This is a genomic window from Vibrio algicola, from assembly GCF_009601765.2.
GTDB classification, from domain to species: Bacteria; Pseudomonadota; Gammaproteobacteria; order Enterobacterales; family Vibrionaceae; genus Vibrio; species Vibrio algicola.
On record NZ_CP045699.1, the window covers coordinates 1,502,201 to 1,521,190 of the forward strand.

General features: G+C 41.5%; 15 protein-coding genes, 1 pseudogene, 1 riboswitch and 1 other annotated feature. Of the genes and pseudogenes, 6 read left to right on the forward strand and 10 right to left on the reverse strand.

What is annotated here, in order from left to right:
* Window positions 1-5: 5 nt before the first annotated feature.
* Window positions 6-902 carry an ATP phosphoribosyltransferase gene (gene hisG, locus GFB47_RS06960; RefSeq protein WP_153447322.1) on the reverse strand — a complete coding sequence of 299 codons (897 nt, stop codon included), beginning with the start codon at window positions 900-902 and terminating at the stop codon, window positions 6-8.
* A gap of 57 nt (window positions 903-959) precedes the next feature.
* Window positions 960-1,083 (reverse strand) — a sequence feature (His leader region).
* Between the two features lie 250 nt (window positions 1,084-1,333).
* Window positions 1,334-2,914, reverse strand: coding sequence for a Na+/H+ antiporter NhaC family protein (locus tag GFB47_RS06965; RefSeq protein WP_153447323.1), 1,581 nt, complete (start codon window positions 2,912-2,914; stop codon window positions 1,334-1,336).
* A 104-nt stretch (window positions 2,915-3,018) separates the two neighbouring features.
* Window positions 3,019-3,314: riboswitch (Lysine riboswitch) on the reverse strand.
* 410 nt (window positions 3,315-3,724) lie between these two features.
* Here GFB47_RS06965 and GFB47_RS06970 point away from each other — a divergent pair.
* On the forward strand, window positions 3,725-4,141 hold the full coding sequence (locus GFB47_RS06970; protein WP_153447324.1) for an H-NS family histone-like protein: 417 nt from the start codon (window positions 3,725-3,727) through the stop codon (window positions 4,139-4,141).
* An 86-nt stretch (window positions 4,142-4,227) separates the two neighbouring features.
* On the opposite strand, the gene GFB47_RS06975 is transcribed toward GFB47_RS06970, so the two are convergent.
* The 3 genes from GFB47_RS06975 to GFB47_RS06985 all read right to left on the reverse strand — a co-directional run bounded on the left by GFB47_RS06975 (window position 4,228) and on the right by GFB47_RS06985 (window position 8,238).
* Window positions 4,228-5,532, reverse strand: coding sequence for an inosine/guanosine kinase (locus tag GFB47_RS06975; RefSeq protein WP_153447325.1), 1,305 nt, complete (start codon window positions 5,530-5,532; stop codon window positions 4,228-4,230).
* 207 nt (window positions 5,533-5,739) lie between these two features.
* A complete protein-coding gene (locus tag GFB47_RS06980; RefSeq protein ID WP_153447326.1) occupies window positions 5,740-6,750 on the reverse strand; it encodes a porin in 1,011 nt (336 codons plus the stop codon).
* Between the two features lie 471 nt (window positions 6,751-7,221).
* Window positions 7,222-8,238, reverse strand: a complete 1,017-nt coding sequence (locus tag GFB47_RS06985) for a porin (protein ID WP_153447327.1) — start codon at window positions 8,236-8,238, stop codon at window positions 7,222-7,224.
* A 587-nt stretch (window positions 8,239-8,825) separates the two neighbouring features.
* On the opposite strand from GFB47_RS06985, the gene dinG reads away from it, so the two are divergent.
* From dinG to rsmS, 3 genes are all read left to right on the forward strand, one after another.
* Window positions 8,826-10,916 (forward strand): ATP-dependent DNA helicase DinG, encoded by a 2,091-nt coding sequence (gene dinG, locus GFB47_RS06990; RefSeq protein ID WP_153447328.1) that lies wholly within the window; start codon window positions 8,826-8,828, stop codon window positions 10,914-10,916.
* Window positions 10,917-10,995: 79 nt separating this feature from the next.
* Window positions 10,996-11,562, forward strand: a complete 567-nt coding sequence (locus GFB47_RS06995) for a primosomal replication protein (protein WP_153447329.1) — start codon at window positions 10,996-10,998, stop codon at window positions 11,560-11,562.
* Window positions 11,563-11,599: 37 nt separating this feature from the next.
* Window positions 11,600-11,782 carry a pleiotropic regulatory protein RsmS gene (gene rsmS, locus GFB47_RS07000; RefSeq protein WP_225874311.1) on the forward strand — a complete coding sequence of 61 codons (183 nt, stop codon included), beginning with the start codon at window positions 11,600-11,602 and terminating at the stop codon, window positions 11,780-11,782.
* A gap of 215 nt (window positions 11,783-11,997) precedes the next feature.
* Here rsmS and htpX read toward each other — a convergent pair whose 3' ends face one another.
* Window positions 11,998-12,861: a protease HtpX gene (gene htpX, locus GFB47_RS07005; protein ID WP_153447331.1), complete on the reverse strand. Its 864-nt coding sequence runs from the start codon at window positions 12,859-12,861 to the stop codon at window positions 11,998-12,000.
* 351 nt (window positions 12,862-13,212) lie between these two features.
* On the opposite strand from htpX, the gene GFB47_RS07010 reads away from it, so the two are divergent.
* Window positions 13,213-13,365, forward strand: a complete 153-nt coding sequence (locus GFB47_RS07010) for a hypothetical protein (RefSeq protein ID WP_178306460.1) — start codon at window positions 13,213-13,215, stop codon at window positions 13,363-13,365.
* Between the two features lie 138 nt (window positions 13,366-13,503).
* Here the strand turns inward: GFB47_RS07010 and bioD are convergent, their stop codons facing one another.
* The 4 genes and pseudogenes from bioD to bioB all read right to left on the reverse strand — a co-directional run bounded on the left by bioD (window position 13,504) and on the right by bioB (window position 17,372).
* Window positions 13,504-14,181: a dethiobiotin synthase gene (gene bioD, locus GFB47_RS07015; RefSeq protein WP_153447332.1), complete on the reverse strand. Its 678-nt coding sequence runs from the start codon at window positions 14,179-14,181 to the stop codon at window positions 13,504-13,506.
* Entirely contained in the window at window positions 14,178-15,014 is an 837-nt protein-coding gene (gene bioC / locus GFB47_RS07020; RefSeq protein ID WP_153447333.1) for a malonyl-ACP O-methyltransferase BioC, read from the reverse strand. Before bioC ends, bioD begins: the two co-directional genes overlap by 4 nt.
* 125 nt (window positions 15,015-15,139) lie before the next feature.
* A pseudogene (gene bioF / locus GFB47_RS07025) lies at window positions 15,140-16,294 on the reverse strand (8-amino-7-oxononanoate synthase); the annotation flags it as partial.
* A gap of 31 nt (window positions 16,295-16,325) precedes the next feature.
* Window positions 16,326-17,372, reverse strand: a complete 1,047-nt coding sequence (gene bioB, locus GFB47_RS07030) for a biotin synthase BioB (protein ID WP_153447334.1) — start codon at window positions 17,370-17,372, stop codon at window positions 16,326-16,328.
* Window positions 17,373-17,545: 173 nt separating this feature from the next.
* Between bioB and bioA the strand changes: the two genes are divergently transcribed.
* Entirely contained in the window at window positions 17,546-18,868 is a 1,323-nt protein-coding gene (bioA, locus tag GFB47_RS07035; RefSeq protein WP_153448177.1) for an adenosylmethionine--8-amino-7-oxononanoate transaminase, read from the forward strand.
* Window positions 18,869-18,990 lie beyond the last annotated feature (122 nt).

Genomic DNA, 18,990 nt, shown 5'->3' on the forward strand with positions numbered 1-18,990 from the left:
CGTGCTTACTCCATCATTTTCTCAATTGGCAATACCAAAATCGAACTTGCACCTAGCTCTTTCAAGCCTTCCATCGTTTCCCAGAATAGATTTTCAGTACTGACTAAATGGACCGCAACCCGATTTTTTTCTTGAGAAAGTGGCAACACGGTTGGATCTTCTGCGCCAGGCAGTAATTTTTTGATTTGCTCTAGTTTGTCCGATGGTGCGTGCAACATGATGTATTTTGATTCTTTGGCTTGAATAACGCCTTGCATGCGAGTCAGTAATTTATCAATCAATTGAAGTTGATCTTGAGAGAATTCCCCTTTGCGTTGGATAAGCGTCGCTTTTGAGCGGAAAATCACTTCGACTTCTTTTAGCCCATTGGCTTCAAGAGTGGCGCCAGTTGAGACTAAGTCCGCAATCGCATCGGCAAGACCGGCGCGTGGCGCAACTTCAACAGAACCGGTGAGCATACAAGCGCTAAAGTTAATGCCTTGTTCATCCATGTAGCTTTTTAACAAGTGTGGATAAGAGCTCGCAATACGCTTGCCGGCGAGATCTTGCGGGCCGTTGTAAGCTTCGTCTTTATCAATTGCAATCGACAAACGACAACCACCAAAATCCAAACGGCGCAAAGTGTTAAATTCGCATGGCTCACCCAGCGCTTTACGATCAAGACGCACTTCTTCTAATTCGTTTTCGCCAATAAAACCTAAATCAACCACACCATCCATGATCAGGCCCGGAATGTCATCATCACGAACCAGCAATAAATCAATTGGCATGTTTTCACTGTGTACCACTAGGCGCTCACCGGCAATATTGAACTTAGCGCCACATTTTTTAAGCAACAATTGACACTCTTTGCTTAAACGGCCTTTTTTTTGAATCGCAATTCTTAATCGTTTGGTTTGCATAATCTCTATCCCTGTAATTTGTTTTATTAAATGTATTAATTAAAACCGTCCAAAATGAAAAAACCCCCGGAGAGATTACTCTTCCGAGGGTTTGAATCTGTTACTGATTCAGCGCCGGAAGAGTTATCTTCCGGATGCATACACTCACCCGCAAGATAAAACAGGATGATGGTGATGATGAATGTTCATATCAAATGTACGCATAAGTTTTCACTTTTGTTAATCAGTTTGTATAAGTTCACATTATCGAAGCTCGCCAATTTTTTCAACTATTAATTTAATTATTTTTAAGATGTTAGCCGAAACTTGGATTTTTCATCAATACGGGATCTGCCAAGTGCATTGAACGGCTAAAGCGAAAAACCGCTTAGCAGCGCAAATGGCGAGCTAAACGGTTTATTGTTAATACCTTATGTATAAGCAGGCGAGACTTAAGCTTTAGTTGGCATCTTCGACTTTGCAATAATAGAAAGCGCAAAACAAACCAGCACAAAGGTAATACTCGATGCTAATAGACCCAACCATACATTGACCGTTAAGCCTAGCACTAAGAAACCAACCGCTGAAATAAACGCCGTAGCCAGTGCATAAGGCAACTGAGTAGAGACGTGATCGATATGATTACAACGTGCGCCAGTTGATGACAAGATAGTGGTATCTGAAATTGGCGAACAGTGGTCACCAAACACAGAGCCCGCTAATACCGCACTGAGCATTGGCAACATTAGCGCTAAATCCGTTGCGCCAGCCATGTCGCCTGCAATCGGTAACATAATACCGAATGTGCCCCACGAGGTACCGGTAGAAAACGCCATCACACCAGAGAGCAAGAATAAAATAACCGGCAACCAGTGATCATCAATGCTGCCTTCCACCAAGGTAGAAAGATACGCACCCGTACCCATATCTTTAATGACCGCGCCAATGGTCCAAGCAAATGCCAAGATCAAAATCGCACCAAACATCGATTTAGCGCCAATCCATAATGTGATTACCACATCTTTAATTGGCATTTTTTGTCTTGCTACGGTAATTAAAGCAACCACGATACCAACTAAAGCGCCAAAACAAAGTGATTGTCCGACATTGGTATTTTCAAATGCTTTTAATAAACTAAAGGCTTGCCCATCGTCTTCTAATACATTGGCACCCGAGGCAATCATAAAGTATACCGTGGCCACAATCAGCGCCACGATTGGCAAGATCAGATTGGACACTCGGCCATTCTTACTCTCTTCGATCTCAGACTCTTCGGTTAAATCGACCGCGTTATCATCTTTATCATCGGTTTTACCTTGTTTAGCCGCGAGTTCATGTTGACGCATTGGGCCCACATTTAAATCAAACCATACGACTGCAAACACCATTAACAAAGCAAAGATGGCATAAAAGTTCATTGGGATCAGGCGCATATAAGCTCCTAATGCTGAATACTCAGTAATACCATGCGAGACCAGGATGCCACTGACCACAGTCATGATATACGCCCCCCAACTCGACGCTGGCATGATCACGCACATAGGCGCAGCGGTTGAATCGAGGATATAAGCCAATTTAGAGCGTGAAACGTAATAACGATCGGTCACTGGGCGCGCAATGGCTCCTACCGCCAAACTATTAAAATAATCATCAATAAAGATGAATACCCCAAGCCAAACAGCGAGTAACTTTGCTCCACGTTTGGTTTTGATGCGTTTTTGCGCCCATTCGGCAAAAGCATAAGTCCCGCCAGATAACGTTAATAACGCAGTCGTCATACCAAGCAAGATAAGGAAAAAAAGAATAAAGATATTATTCCAATTTAAACTTGCACCATCGACAAACACGCCAAGTGCTTTACTGCTGACATAAGAGAAAGTATGGACCAAAGAGTAATCAGCCAGCAAAAAGCCACCGAGCAAGATACCGAGCCCTAATGACAACAATACACGGCGAGTTAAGATCGCCATCGTGAGTGCAACTAATGGGGGGAGCAAGGATTCCGGAGAGGATGTAAAATCTATTAAATTCATGATCTTAAGAACCAAAATTGGTCAGAGATCTACTGCAGAAAGGATATTATTGAGCATTACAAACAATAAAATATCTTAGCACAAGCAAAGCTATGAGTAGGTTTGCTTACAGTAGCGCTCCATAGTGGGTAAATAATATATTTAAACCGACATTACGCCAACAGCAAGCGTAGATAAAACAGACAGCAGTTGAATGCATTATGTCGGTTCTTTTAAATATAAACTATGGCAGTGGTACACCTATTCGATGCACCCCCAGTAAGTTATTTTGATAAATATCAATAAAATAAGCACTATCGTGGCAATTTTATTCTTACTTCGGCAAATATCCCTTTCACTTATACTCATCGGCATCACCCTAGCATAAGTTACTGATGAAACTTGCACCTCTACATCTTTTCAATACAACCATCTAGTCAAGATACGCATTTTAGCGGATCTCAAGATGCCATAGGGAAAGATGCCGCTTATTGTAATGATACAGAGGAAAATGGCAAGATAAATGACTAATCAATCTCCACCATTCTTCATATACATACATACATACAGTAAGTGGCTTATATATAAACGATAAGCCCAGTACTATTCTAAACGCTATGTATGATATCGAGCAGCAATCAAACGATATACAAAATAATTTAATATATAATTGAACTTCGTCGGATTTGTCTAATCTTATAGCTGTATCTTTAAATAATTTTACACATTAGTTAAAATAAAATTTCACATATAAAATAAAGAACGTTATTATCTACACACAGATGCAACAACACTATTAATTATTCTACCTAATACCAAATAGGATCAACCATGTCAGAAATCAAAAAATCAGCACTGCTTAATATTCGCAGCTTGCGCGCTTTCACTCGTGAAGAATTCACTTTACAAGAAGTAGAAGAGCTACTAGAAAAACTTTCTACTGTATATGAAGAAAGAAAAGCAGCTGAAGAACAAGAGCTTGCTCAACAAGCTGAACGTGATGCAATTTTAGCGGATTACGCAAATAAACTCGCAAAAGATGGCATTAACTTAGAAGATCTTGTTGCAGCGATGAGCGGCGGCGAAGTAAAAACTAAGTCTCGTAAAAAACGCGAGCCACGCCCTGCAAAATATCAATACACGCTAAATGGCGAAGTAAAAACTTGGACTGGTCAAGGTCGTACACCTTCTGTTATCCAAGAAGCTCTTGACTCTGGCAAATCAATTGATACATTTTTAATCAAGTAATCATTGATTAAAACGTTAAAAGGGGCGCTAATTTAGCGCCCCTTTTTTGTGTCTAACCTTTTACCATCGTCAATTAAAAGCGATGTTCATCTTTCCCAATACGCTTCTTCTAAGCTATCTTCTTTTTCAGGTAATCCGCGAGATAAACGAGGAGAATGTTGCGCCAACACTTCATAACTGGCACGGTTAGCATATTTACAAACTTGAGCAAATGATGAATAGGTTAAGAATGGATATTCATGCTTACTGGAATTAGGGATATTTTCTTTGTGGTATTTATTGGCGGCCATATCGTGCAATATTGCCGATAACGCGGCATCGCCTGCCCCATTGGTATTTTTAATCTTCTCAGGACCCCCCATATATGGGGCAATATGAGAATAGACTTTAATCGGATTGTTACATTCAAATCGACGCGTTGGTCGACTAAATTCAAAACGGTTAAATTCACCAATCGCACCCGGTAATAGCGGTAGTGTCGTTTCCCGTTTTGCATCGTCTTCAGTATAACCTGCCATATATAAACCAACCGGCCCTGCGGTACACAAGACAAGATCAACCCACTCTAAAGCTTTGTCTGAGGCCACTAATGGATCATGTTCGCCCGTTAATGCTTCCGCTTCTTCTTCATTCATGGCCAGCACTGAAACATTCTGTTGAATGAATTCTCGCCAATACTCAGGATCATCTTGGATCACATATTTAGTACCAAGTGTTAATACCACTGGAACATGGTGTTTCTTGGCAAATTCAATTGCTTTCATTGTGGCGTCTGGCATAGGATCGCCAGGCTTACAACGCACTAAATAAGCAGTTAATACTAATGCTGACGCACCAGGGAAAATAGATTCCGGAATACTATTGGGGGAAAGTTGATTCATTTTTCCTTCACTGATAGCAAAGGTACGCTCACCATTATCACTGATCAATGCAAAACAACGGCCAATCGCGCCATCAACCCCTTGTAAATAGTTCAAATCCATACGACTTGAAGTATTACAGATATAGCGGTAACCATAGCTACCGATCTTAATATTGTTGCTCATCACGCCCAATAAGGTCGATTTATCATCGGCTAATACTGAGTAATTGTGCAGTGTATTGCCTATGGTGCCACCGGCAAATTCATCGGTGATCAAGTCCTTTTCTTTTAATTCATTATATAAAGCTTCTGCTCTATCGTCGTCCAACACTAATGAATGTCCTTTACTTAATTGATATTTTTCGATTAAGTCGTCACTGACTTTCGCTTCAATATCAACCAAGGTTTGATCAATACCAATAATGTGAGTGCGTGTCATTGTTTTGCTTTCTTGTGCTTGGCTGACTAATGGATCGCGAGCATGGACAGGAAAATAGTGTTTGGACTTACGTTGACCAGGAAATTTCATAATGAGTATATTTAGTAGGGACAGGGTTATGGATTGTAGCGTCAGAAGTGGACTTCATCAATATGGAGACAAATAGCAATCGGTTGCGATAAGCAAAAAATCATTTATTCTCCATAAATGAAAAAAGCCACTAAAGGAAGTGGCTTTATATAAAGTAGACTATACCCAAATGATTTCACAACACATTATGGGGGTATAACGATAACATTAGAAGTTAACGTTAAGGCCGAGAGCAAATTTATCTGAACCAGCATCCCCACTCGCGTTTAAGGTATCTTTATCATATGACGCGTACTCAGCAAATACATAGGCGTTTGGAATGATATTATAAGACATTCCTACATAGTAACCCTGACCGTCCTTTTTCGCTGCTGTTTTATCATCAACAGTCACTTGACCTAAACCACCATAGATACGGTAATCGGAAAAACCGGTGTACTCGGCACCAGCACGCCATAACGTAATATCAGAATCAACTGCAGTCTTCGTCTTACCTGCACCCGCTAGACGATTGTTTTGTAGACCATAATCGGCACCAACGGCAAAGCTATCTGTTAATGCATATTTAGCCCCTAGATTTTGTCCGGTGACATGATCCGAGCTATTAATAATATCGTAATCAAAATTACTCAACCCAATTGTTAGCGTCGATTCATCAAATGTAAAATCATACTTTACACCAGCGGTATACGCACCACGGATACTTTCCGCTTCATTACGAGTTTGATAGTTACCCGCAACAGTTAAACCACCGAATACTGGCGCAGAAACAAACTTAATCATGCCGTTATCACGACCACGGTCTGCTAATGTTTGGCTAAAGCCATAGTATTCATCAAAGCCACCAAGGTAAAAGTCATCATAAACGGTAGAGTTACGACCAAAAGTTAACTGACCAATATTGGTAAAATCAAAGCCTGCCCATGCATCACGATTTTCAAATGCACTGTCATCCTCTGCAGTAGTAAATTGAAGCTCATATTTACCAATTAATGCTAAAGAGTCATTCGCTTGATGGCGGAGGTTCATTCCCAAGCGAGAGTCATCAATTTTAACATCGGTATTGGTATGCCCGTTTGCCTTTACCGTTTCCACGACTGAGTAAAAACGGCCATTTAAGTCGATTGACGTTGTATCGTTTTTGTAAACTTCAGTGGCTTGCGCGGCTCCCGATACCGTGCCAGCTATCACTGCTAACGCTATAAAAGTCTTTTTCATAGTTAATTACTGCCTTTTCAATTTAATTCCATTTGTCTTTATTGTTTTGGCTATACGAAAACAGTAAGCGTAAAGATGCGATCGATACCGCTTTCAAGCTGAAACAAGAATGCAAAATAGACACAAAAAAGTCAAACAAGGTAAAAAAACATAAAACACTCTAATTATCAATTAGATGGATAAGAAATACCTTAAAATTCAACCATGCGAATAACATTGGCATTCATGGAAACTATGATATCAGATATTAAACATTCTCCCGATCAATGATATTTTCACAAAATATCCTGCCATAACCCCGTAGATGAGGAATATTCAACAGAATAAATTGCACAACGTTCAAAATAAACGCAAATAAAAAACAATGTTCGAGATCACGTTTTTGTAAGTTTTCTTAGTGAATTTATCTACAGATAAAAAAATAGCTCCTATCAGGAGCTATTTTATTGTTTGAGTGCTTAAAATTAGTAATTACCAGTAGAAGCGAGCACCTAGACCTAAAAGAACTTCAGAATCAACCATTGTTGGACCAACAAAATTACCACTGCCAGAGCCACCAGCTTCATAACCTAAAGTTGTGCCGTCAGCATATGCAACTTCCGCATAAACCCTCACAAACTCTAGCATTTGGTAGTCAGAACCAAGGTAAATCAATGTACCATCTTCAGAATCTAGATTGCCGGAATCAGGATCTTGCTTTGTATATTCATAACCTGCGTAGCCTGTACCTTTATCAGACCAAGCAAATGTTCCTGCTAATGAGAAGCCATTCTCTTCAATACTTGAGTCCACTGCAGATTGACTTTCTAATTTAGCGTAATAATACGTAAAACCAATAACACCTTTCGAATAATTATATTCTGCAGTAGCTTCACCGTAAGTATTCTTCACATCTATAGCTTGGTCAATATTATAACCACCACCAACATGAACATCTAAATCACCAAATGACGTACCTGCAAATAATTCTGCAAGCTCCTGCTCCTTATCATTATTAGGCAGGCCATAATCAGCTTTAATCCAAAAACTATCAGCCACATACTCATATTTAATCATTGCATCATGTTCGGCACCAGACAGTGTACCGTAACGAAGCGCTGAACCACCATAGAAGTAAGAGTAATCAGCGCCATACACATCATCCGAAACTGTCCACTGTTTACCAAATTTAATTGTACCTAAGCTATCACTTGCCAAACCAAATATATGCTGACGTACATACATATCAGAGTCTTCATCGACAGAAACTTCAACTAAACCAATAACTTTAACGTCATCTGTTAACTTATAAGCACCATCGATACCCATGCGTGAAGAACCAGAACTAAGTTCAGGGTTATTTTCGCCAATGTCGTTCCACTTCAGCTCAGTTCGAAGTTGACCATAAAAGTTAATTGAGCCTTCATCTGTTTTATAAATCTCTGCCGCGCTTACAGAGCCTGCGGCTGTCGTTGCTGCAATTGCTAATGCGATTAACGATTTTTTCATAATAATCCACTGCCTTTAATTGTTTTGAAATTCCCTTTGGGATTCCTTTCTTGTTATTTATGCTTATCGGTAACTCCGACCAACAAGCCATACATCTGATTCGCACAACAAGATTGCTAAAGTTCCGTCAAAGTGTCAAATTTCATAAAAAAACATAATCGATCATATAAAAAATGATAAAAACCCTTTACTTATAATGATTTAACTATTAATTACATCCATTTTCATAAAAGTGCATTGTAACTCGAAATCAACACAGCACACGAGAACAAAACAAAATATCAACGTATAACACTAAAAAACAACATTTATTTAGAGTTAAATATCACGAATAGCCCACAACAAAGAATTAACACAAAGGCAACATGGGAATTCGATACTTAACGCCTTTATTTTAAAAGTTCCATCTTATTTTGTGATAAGCGTCTTGTTTTCATTGGTAAAAGCCACTAAAAACTGTTTGTTTTAGCTTTTATTAGCTCAATTGATAAACCCAACAATTTTACAACAACTTCCTTTCTATCTCATTTAAAGGCCAAAACGGCATTTTATGCTACTATCTCAGCATCAATTAATGAGAAGAATCTATGCTGTCGCCAACCATTCAAAAAGCCATCAAAACAAGCTATCAAAACCTATCTCATCAACTGGATGGGTTCATACCCCGCCGAGCGCAAAACTACTTAGTAGCTGAAATCGCGAAAACCTTGTCGGGCACTTATCATGATTCCAATCGCATGATTGTGGCAGAAGCAGGAACGGGTATTGGTAAATCTCTGGCCTATTTAATGGCGACCATTCCTTTCGCACAATTTAGCCAAAAGAAAATCATTATTTCGACCGCTACCGTGGCACTGCAAGAACAACTGGTGCATAAAGATATGCCGCTTTATCGTAGGCTGACTGAAACCCCTTTTAGCTTTATCTTAGCCAAAGGTCGTCAACGCTATTGCTGTTTAGAAAAATTAGTTGCCGCCAGTGGGCAAAATTCCGCGCAAGGCAGCGGCTCGCAACTGGGTATGTTTGAAACCAAGCCAAAAACCAAAGATATTGAATTACTGCAATCTTTGTTTAAAGCGATCAGCAACAATAAGTGGGATGGTGATAGAGACAGTTGGCCTGCCACAATTTCTGATGAGATTTGGAAAGTGATTGCCAGCGATAAGCACAGTTGCAATAATTCGATGCCTTCTCACCGAGACTGCCCATTCCAAAAATCTCGAGCTAATTTAGATAAGGTCGATGTCATTATTGCCAACCACAGCTTAGTGATGGCCGATATTGATTTAGGCGGTGGCGTAATTTTACCCGAACCTGAACAAAGCATTTATATCTTTGATGAAGCGCATCATTTACCAAAAGTGGCGCGTGAGCATGCTTCTGCGGCGGCAAGTTTAAAAGGCGTCACCAGTTGGCTAGAAAGCTTAAATAAATCGGTCACTAAGTTTACGGGTCTGACCGATATAAAACGCAGCGGTCGTTTTCAAAATGATTTGATTGATGCGATTCAACAATTGATCCCATCACTGACTCAATTAAGCCAACAGTTCAACGCCGAACAATTTAAAGACCAAGTTTATCGCTTTGAACATGGCGAACTGCCCGCGTGGCTGGAAGAAGAATCCAAAGGCTTAAAATCGCTGACTCAAAAAGCCAATAAAGCAATGGCAAAAATCACCGACTTAATTAGCGAGCGCGTGAAAGATGGCGAACTCTCAAGCCGCATCGCAGAGCCTGCATTAGCCGAAGCTGGCTTTTACTTACAACGATTGGAAAATCTCGCGAAGGTTTGGCAATTAATGGCTGAGCCTAACCATGAAACAGGCGCACCGCTGGCCCGTTGGCTTGAAATCAGCCCTGAGCGTGATAATGACTTTATTGTAAATGTGTCTCCATTAGAAATCGGTTGGCGACTCGATCAAAAGCTTTGGAGTCGTTGTTATGGTGGGGTATTAGTCTCTGCCACCATGCGCGCGCTGAATTCATTCCAATACTTTGCGATTCAAGCTGGGGTCAGTTTAAAACCGGAAGATGCCACTCAATTTTTAGCCTTGGCCTCACCATTCGACTACGCCAACAATGCTGAGTTATTGATCCCTAAACTAAAATTAGAACCGCAACAGCAAGAATTCACTGACTACTTAATTGAGTTACTACCAAAATACATCGAAGAGAAAAAAGCCAATTTGGTACTCTTCTCATCTTATTGGCAAATGAACAAAGTCACCGAAGCGTTAGACAAGATCGCGGTTAAGAATAAATGGAATTTGCAGGTACAAGGTAAAGCCTCACGCGGCGAAATTCTTAAAAAACACTGTGCTTATTGCCAATTTGGCCAAACCAGTGTTCTATTTGGTACCGGCAGTTTTTCAGAAGGGTTAGATTTACCAGGTAAGCTATTAGAAAACTTGATCATCACTAAGATCCCTTTTGGCGTTCCAACTTCTCCAGTAGAAGAAGCCCACTCAGAATACATTAGCCATAAAGGTGGCAATCCGTTCTTACAAATCTCGGTGCCGGAAGCGAGCAAGAAACTGATCCAATCGGTCGGACGACTGCTGCGTAAAGAGCAAGATTCTGGTAGAGTTGTATTGCTTGATCGCCGTATTATTAGTAAGCGTTATGGCAAGGCATTGTTAGATTCCCTCCCCCCTTTTGCTCGTAATATTGAGTATTGAGGCTATGCTCATATTGAAGTGAGGAGCACAACGCACATACAAATGAGAAATTCATATATCATGATAGTTAAGGTCACTTATGAGCACATTTAACGACATTGCCAGCAAACTTGACCAAATGTCGATTCAAGCTGCCAGTCGCGACCGACAAAAAGGCGAACACCATCAAGCATTATTTGATGAGCATTTATTTCGCTGTCGTGCTCGCCTGCTTGTCCCTTGTGTGGCAGAAACACGCGCAACCTATGACACCATTATTCGCGAACAGTCCGCAAAACGGTTAACCGCATTGCGCGCAGAGCATTTAACCCAATTATTATTATCCCAATTAGGCGCAATCCAACGCGAACTCGCTACCCAAAAAATCCGCAATACCGAAATAAAACACAGCAGTCATTACCGCAAACCGATCAGCGAGTTATATCAAAATTTAGCTCAGCACCAAGAATGGGAAACCCGTTTACAGGATTTAGTTCGCCAAAAGACCGCCGCATTGAATCACACTGGCCAACATAACCAAACACAAGCGCAACAAGATTTAATGACCGCAGAGCAACGTTTAGCGCGTTGTAAAGAAGCGAAATTAAAGATTGAACGCCAAATCACTTACCGTGAAAAACACAACCCAAGTAACGATTATGTCTAAATCCAATCCAGCAGAACAAAAGCGACAAACCGAAATTGTGAATGATAGTGATCGTGCTAATGATAGTGACTCGGTATCGAGCCCACTTGATAATGCACCCGATGAGATCAAGCTAGCGGTTGATCTGATTTACTTATTAGAAAGTCATAATATTGACCCTAGCGTGGCTTTAAAGGCGCTTGAGATCGTTAAGACTGATTTAAAAAAGCAATCAAAATAATACCCATTCCATTTAAGTTTTGATCAATTTGAATACACCGAAAAGACGCTGATCCATCCTTATTCGCTTGAGAAAAGATTATCCATGGCCTTTGACATTTTCTCTGTACTCAATTTTGAACGATCATTAGATTGATGCAATTAGTATAACCACAAACAAAAAAAGGCTTGGTCTCAAATGAGATCCAAGCCTTTATGATTGCTATCTATACATAATCAGCTATTACGCAGTGCTTCAATCCGCTTATCTAGCGGTGGATGGCTCATTAATAATTGCATCATGGTTTGCTTACCATTAATGCCAAATGCCATCATTGAGCCTTCTAATTGTGGCTCATGACTCATTTTTAATCGCTCTAATGCAGCAATCATCTTCTCTTTGCCTACCAATTGAGCAGCGCCCGCATCGGCATAAAATTCACGATGACGGCTATACCACATGGTAATAAAGCTGGCGAGGAAGCCAAACACCACTTCCAGTATCATAGAAATAATGAAATAGCTCATCATACTGCCACCACGGCCTTCATCGCTATTATTTGAACTGACAATATTGGCGATCATGCGCGATAAGAAAATCACAAAAGTATTCACTACCCCTTGCATCAAGGTCATAGTGACCATATCACCATTAGCAATATGGCTCATTTCGTGGGCCAAAACCGCTTCGGCTTCTTCTCTTGTCATGCTATGCAATAAACCACTCGACACCGCAACCAATGAATCATCTCGTTTAGCGCCTGTGGCAAATGCATTAATATCCGGGGATTCGTAAATCGCCACAGTTGGCATACCGACTCCAACTTGTTGCGCTTGGCGAGTCACGGTTTGAATTAACCAATGTTCGGTTTCATTACGTGGCTGATCAATAACTTGCCCCCCCACAGAACGCAGAGCCATTTTTTTCGACATTAGCAAAGAAATAAATGAACCGCCAAAGCCGAATACCGCCGCCATCAGCAATAAACCCGATAAACTGCCCGGTTGCATTCCAGTCACTGCATAAACAATATTCAGAACAACACTTAACACCAGCACGACGGCTAGGTTGGTTGCTAAAAATAACATCACTCGCTTCATCGTTGTCTCCATAAAATTAGAAGCTTAATTATCTTTCGCTATAATCGTAGATTTCTCATCATAGGTTAAGCGTTAAATTGAAACATTTGATGTCTTTATCTGTTTGCTTGATAAATATCGCACTGAATATTGATTTTTATTATTAAACAATGTGATAGCACTCAAAATTCCACATTTTAAACAAGGTTAAATTCCCGTTGATTTAACGACTACATTGATCAACAGCCCCTAGTCATTATGATGAGATTCAAACTCATTGAACCATGTTAGCTAAGACTTTGGTCGTATTGATTTATAAACGCTAGCCCTTTATTTTATCTATAGACTTCAATAAATAATAGGGATAGTAAGATGTCAGAGCAAGCGAACTACCAAATGGCGATTGATTTATTATCTTGCCATCTGGGACTCTCAGAGGATGAAGCTAAGCAGCATTTAGGCATTAATGAAAACAAAGACGAAGAAGTGAACGTTGTGATCCCTGGTGTCAATTTAAAGCAGTGAAGGGTTAACGTAATCCTCATTAGTAACAAGATGACTCATTACGCAGATACCTTTGTCAAAATGTAAAAATTGAACATAAAAAAACGCGGCTCTTTTGGAGTCGCGTTTTTGTATGCTAAATACATAATGTCAATGTTATTAAATCAAGCTTGAAACATCCAAATATTTATTGGCATTTTTGCGCTTTGAGCCAGGTAAATATGGGATCTCACCCAGTTTAGGGGCATTAATTTTTAGCTCTAACATACGAATAATTTCTGAATAGTGCTCTGTACCTGGATTAATGCGATTGGCGATCCAACCGACGATTTCTAAACCGTCGTTTTCAATCGCTTCTGCGGTTAACATCGCATGACTCAAACAGCCTAGCTTGATCCCAACCACTAGAATAACCGGCATTTTTTCTTGCTGAACCCAAGTGGATAAACAGGTTTGTTCGGTAACAGGAACTCGCCAGCCGCCAGCCCCTTCAACCACAACCAAATCGGCCGCTTCTTTATGCGCCACCAAGCTTGTCGATAATGCATTAAAATCAATCACTACGCCGTCTTTTTGCGCCGCAAAGTGGGGTGAAGCTGGCATGGTTAAGGTGTAAGGATTCACTGTGTCATAGTCTAATTCAACACTTGAAGCGCTTTGCAGGTGCAATGCGTCTGAATTTCGTAGCCCTTGCTCTGTCATCTCCGAGCCTGAAGCCACTGGTTTATAACCTGAGGTTGAGAATCCTTTTTCTGTAAAAGCACGCAATAGTGCCTGAGATACCATAGTTTTACCTACATCGGTATCCGTACCGGCAATAAATACTGAATTCATCATTTTAAAATAAGCCCTAAACAAACATGATAGGTCGCAGGTAGCTGACCTAATGGATTACGAAATTGTTGGTATGCTTTCTCTACATCCAGTAATGAACGACGCTTGGTTAAACCGGCACTGCGACCATCAACATGGGTTGCGCCTATGCCTTTTAAATCTTTCATTAACTCAAATGCGGAGTCATACCAAACTTGAATTTCGGTTGAGTCTACGTGATAGCGCTGCGCTGAAGTTTGCGCTAACGCAAAGTTTAGTTGATCCCACTGATGAAATTGGTTCACATGTTGATATTTATCAATTTGTGACCAAGATCTCTTTAATTCAATCAAAGAACCTTCTAACAATGTCGAAAAATAACATTGCCCCTCTTTTTTTAACATTCGGCTTAACATCTGAAACAAATGAGATAAGTCATGACACCACTGAATAGCCAAGCTGGAGAAAATAATATCGAAGCTAGCGGCGGAAAAAGGAGGGTCTTCCGCATCACCTTGCTGATAACTCACCCTTGATACATTGTCACTTTGGGCCATAACCCCATCACAACGTTGTTGGCATTGCTCTAGCATCGAATATGACAAATCAAAGGCCGTCACATCAGCACCACGTTTTAATAATTGTTCAGTAAAATAGCCGGTTCCACAGCCTAAATCTAATACCGATAAACCAGATAAGTCGTTGGGTAATTTATCCATTAAGCGCTGGCCAACCTCTCGCTGAAAAGCGGCATGCTGATCATAAGTTCTGGCCGCTTTGCTAAAAGCATCCGCAATGGCTTGCTTATCACTCACTCGGCTGTGGTGGCATTCTTGCTCAAGAGTAGCAAAGCTCATTACATCCCCCCTCTTATGCCAAGTTCATTAGTAGCGGTTTCCTTGCTACAAAGTGCATCGGTACAAGCTGCGTCGATACAAGCTGCGCTTTTAAAAGACATGTCGCTAGTTTGGAGTATCGAACGTTCTTGCGCTAACTGAATAAGACATTGCGCTAATTGTTGCACTTGGGCTTGGCTATGATTGGCGGTTAGGGTAATGCGTAACCGAGCGCTATTTTGGGCCACCGTAGGCGGGCGGATCGCGCCCACCCAAAAACCCGCTTGCTTTAACTTTTCTGACGCCAGCATCACCTTATTCACACTGCCATAAATAAACGGCTTTATCGGCGTTTTAGTCGCAACATACCCTGCTAGTTTTTGGCATTGATCCGCATAGCACTCGTTAAGATCATTGAGTTTATCGCGTCGCCATTGCTGAGTTTGGATCATCTTGACCGCATGAGATAAAGCATAAGCTTGCGAAGGCGGGATCGCGGTTGAATAAACATGATGACGTGCAAATTGAGTCAAATAATCGCCAGTATTACGGTCGCATAAAATCGCGGCCCCCGACAAACCAAACGCTTTACCAAATGTCACCACCAATATATTGGGCTTAATACCCGCCGCCGCACAACTGCCCGTGCCATTGTCACCTAAAACCCCAATACCATGGGCATCATCCACCGCCAGCCAAGCTTGATGCTGATGACAAACGGACTCAATCGCTGATAATCTCGCTTGATCGCCATCCATACTAAACACCCCTTCTGTCACCACTAAGCAAGGCTTATTATCCTGTGACGGTAAACGCTGCTCTAAATGCGCAATATCATTATGTTTAAACCGTTGCATCTCTGCGGCGCACAATGAACCGGCTTCCATTAACGAAGCATGATTTAACTTATCTTGAATAAGCACATCGCCCGCCTGCATCAAACCAAACAACATCGCTTGGTTGGCACTAAAACCAGAGCTAAATAAAATCGCTCGTTCAAACCCCAGCCACTCACACAATTGAGCTTCAAGATCTGCGTGGGCCGAACTAAATCCAGTCACTAAAGGCGATGCCCCACTGCCACAGCCAAACTTAGCTATGCCGAGTTGCCATGCTTGTTGCAACTCGGGATCTTGCGCTAATCCTAAATAATCATTACTGGAAAAATTTACCAATCGCTGTTGCTGCTGATCGATTAATTCGCCGTTATTGAGCTGTGTCACAGGCTGTAATTGACGCGACAGTCCCGCTTGTTGACGTTGTTGTAGTTGCTGTGAAATACGTTGACTGAACATCACCATTCTCAAATTCATTCTTTTTCATTAGCGGCATTTAAGCCGGATAAAATAGGTCATTAGCGCTTGGTCTGATCGCTGTCTGTTCAATCACTTGTTCAAGTAAATCATTCTCTTGTTGTTGATCTGGCTTTTGTTGCACTGGTTGTCGATTAATGCCCAGTTTTTGAAATAATTGCAGATCGGTGTCTTCTTCAGGGTTGGGTGTCGTTAATAACTTACAACCGTAAAAAATTGAGTTGGCTCCCGCCATAAAGCACAGTGCTTGCATTTGCTCATTCATATTTTCGCGCCCAGCCGACAAGCGCACCGCCGATTGAGGCATCATAATTCGCGCAATGGCGATTAAACGGATAAAGTCAAAAGGCTCAACATCATCGACATTTTCCATCGGTGTACCTTTTACTTTGACCAACATATTAATCGGGACACTTTCTGGTTGAGTCGGTAGATTTGCCAACTCCACCAATAAACCGGCGCGATCCGACACACTTTCGCCCATACCGATAATGCCGCCAGAGCAGATTTTCATCCCTGCATCGCGAACATGTGACAAGGTATCCAATCTATCTTGATAGGTACGAGTGGTGATGATTTTGCCGTAAAACTCCGGTGAGGTATCAAGGTTATGGTTGTAATAATCTAAACCCGCATCGGATAACTCATCGGCTTGATCTGGGGTTAACATCCCTAACGTCATACAGGTTTCTAACCCTAGCTCTTTAACGCCTTTGATCATCTCGGTTAAATACGGCATATCGCGTTGCTTAGGGTTTTTCCACGCCGCCCCCATGCAAAAACGCGTCGAACCTGAATGCTTAGCTTTTTGCGCCGCCTCTAAAACTCGATCCACTTCCATTAAACGCTCTTTTTCAACATCAGTACGGTAATGAGCACTTTGCGGACAATATTTGCAATCCTCTGGGCAGGCACCGGTTTTGATTGACAGTAAAGTACTGACTTGAACTTGATTGACTTGCTGATACTGGCGATGAATTTGCTGAGCTTCAAACAACAAGTCCATAAAAGGTTTATTGAGTAAGGTTTGTACTTGTTGAACAGTCCAGTTTTGACGAGCTTCCACTGCAAATTCCTTAAATTTAGATTGAACAATTGGGATGACCAAAGTTGATGCGCTTCCCTTTCAGATAGCCGCAAGAGGGATAAAGCTTGGCTAGTCTACTCGCAGCCTATACACTGTCAACACAAAATAATCGCAAAGGTTTACAGCCGCGTACTTATCGAGCACCACTAATGATAGATATACAATTTGACCGCCACCATATATGGCATCCTTATACTTCAACCATTAACCCCCTACCTTGTTATCCGGTCTCACATGCCAATGGTGTGATGATCCATTTAGAAGATGGCCAACAATTGATTGATGGTATGTCTTCTTGGTGGTCGGCTATTCATGGCTACAACCACCCCAAGCTCAATCAAGCGGCGCATCAGCAAATTGATAAAATGTCGCACATTATGTTTGGCGGCCTAACCCATGATCCCGCCATTGCGTTGTGCAAAAATATTTTGGATTTAGTGCCCTCTAACTTAGAACACGTTTTTCTAGCCGATTCTGGCTCGGTGTCGGTCGAAGTGGCTTTAAAAATGGCGTTGCAGTATTGGTATGGAAAAGAAGCAAAGCAAAGAGCGACCAGCAATACTCCGCTGCGTTCCAAATTCTTGACCTTAGAACATGGTTATCATGGCGACACCTTTGCGGCCATGTCGGTGACCGACCCTAACAATTCGATGCACCAGATGTACAAAGGATTTTTACCCGAACATATCTTTGCCCAATCGCCACCACATGCTCAGAGACAAGATGGCAAATGGCCTGAATTTGATCGCAACGATGTTATCGATTTTGAGCAAAAAATAATCCAACATCATCAACAATTGGCCGCAGTGATTTTAGAGCCTATAGTGCAAGGCGCGGGGGGAATGCGCATTTACCACCCACAGTTTTTGCAAGCGGTACGGCGTTTATGCGACCACTATGATGTATTGCTGATCGTGGATGAAATTGCTACTGGGTTTGGGCGAACCGGTAAACTGTTTGCTTGTGAGCATGCACAAATCCAACCTGATATTTTATGTATCGGGAAAGCACTCACCAGTGGTTACATGACCTTAGCCGCCACTATTACCAGCAACAAAGTTGCGGATGGAGTATGCAGCAGTGACGCCGGTTGTTTTATGCACGGTCCTACTTTTATGGCCAACCCATTAGCTTGTGCGGTCGCCACCGCCAGTTTGGATTTGATTAAAACGGGTGCTTGGCAACAACAGGTGTTGGGTATTGAACATATTTTTGAGCAGAAACTGCCGGAACTTATGCAAAACGACAAGGTCAAATTCGTTCGGTGGTTAGGCGCGATTGGAGTGGTTGAAACTCATATTGCAGTTAATTTGGAAAACATCCAAGCTCACTTTGTTAAGCATGGCGTCTGGATCCGCCCTTTTGGTAAGCTGATTTATATCATGCCTCCTTATATCTCAGCGGCGGATCATATTGTGCAATTGATCCAAGCAATCGAGAGTGCGTTATGTGATGACGCTTGTTTTCAAAAATAGAATTGAGTTCCACAACACATAAATAAAATCGAAACATCACAAAAATGAATACTAGCGGACAACAAGCGCTATACTAACATGATAGTAATGAAGGGATATGGTTGGTTGCCAAAAAACGCCCT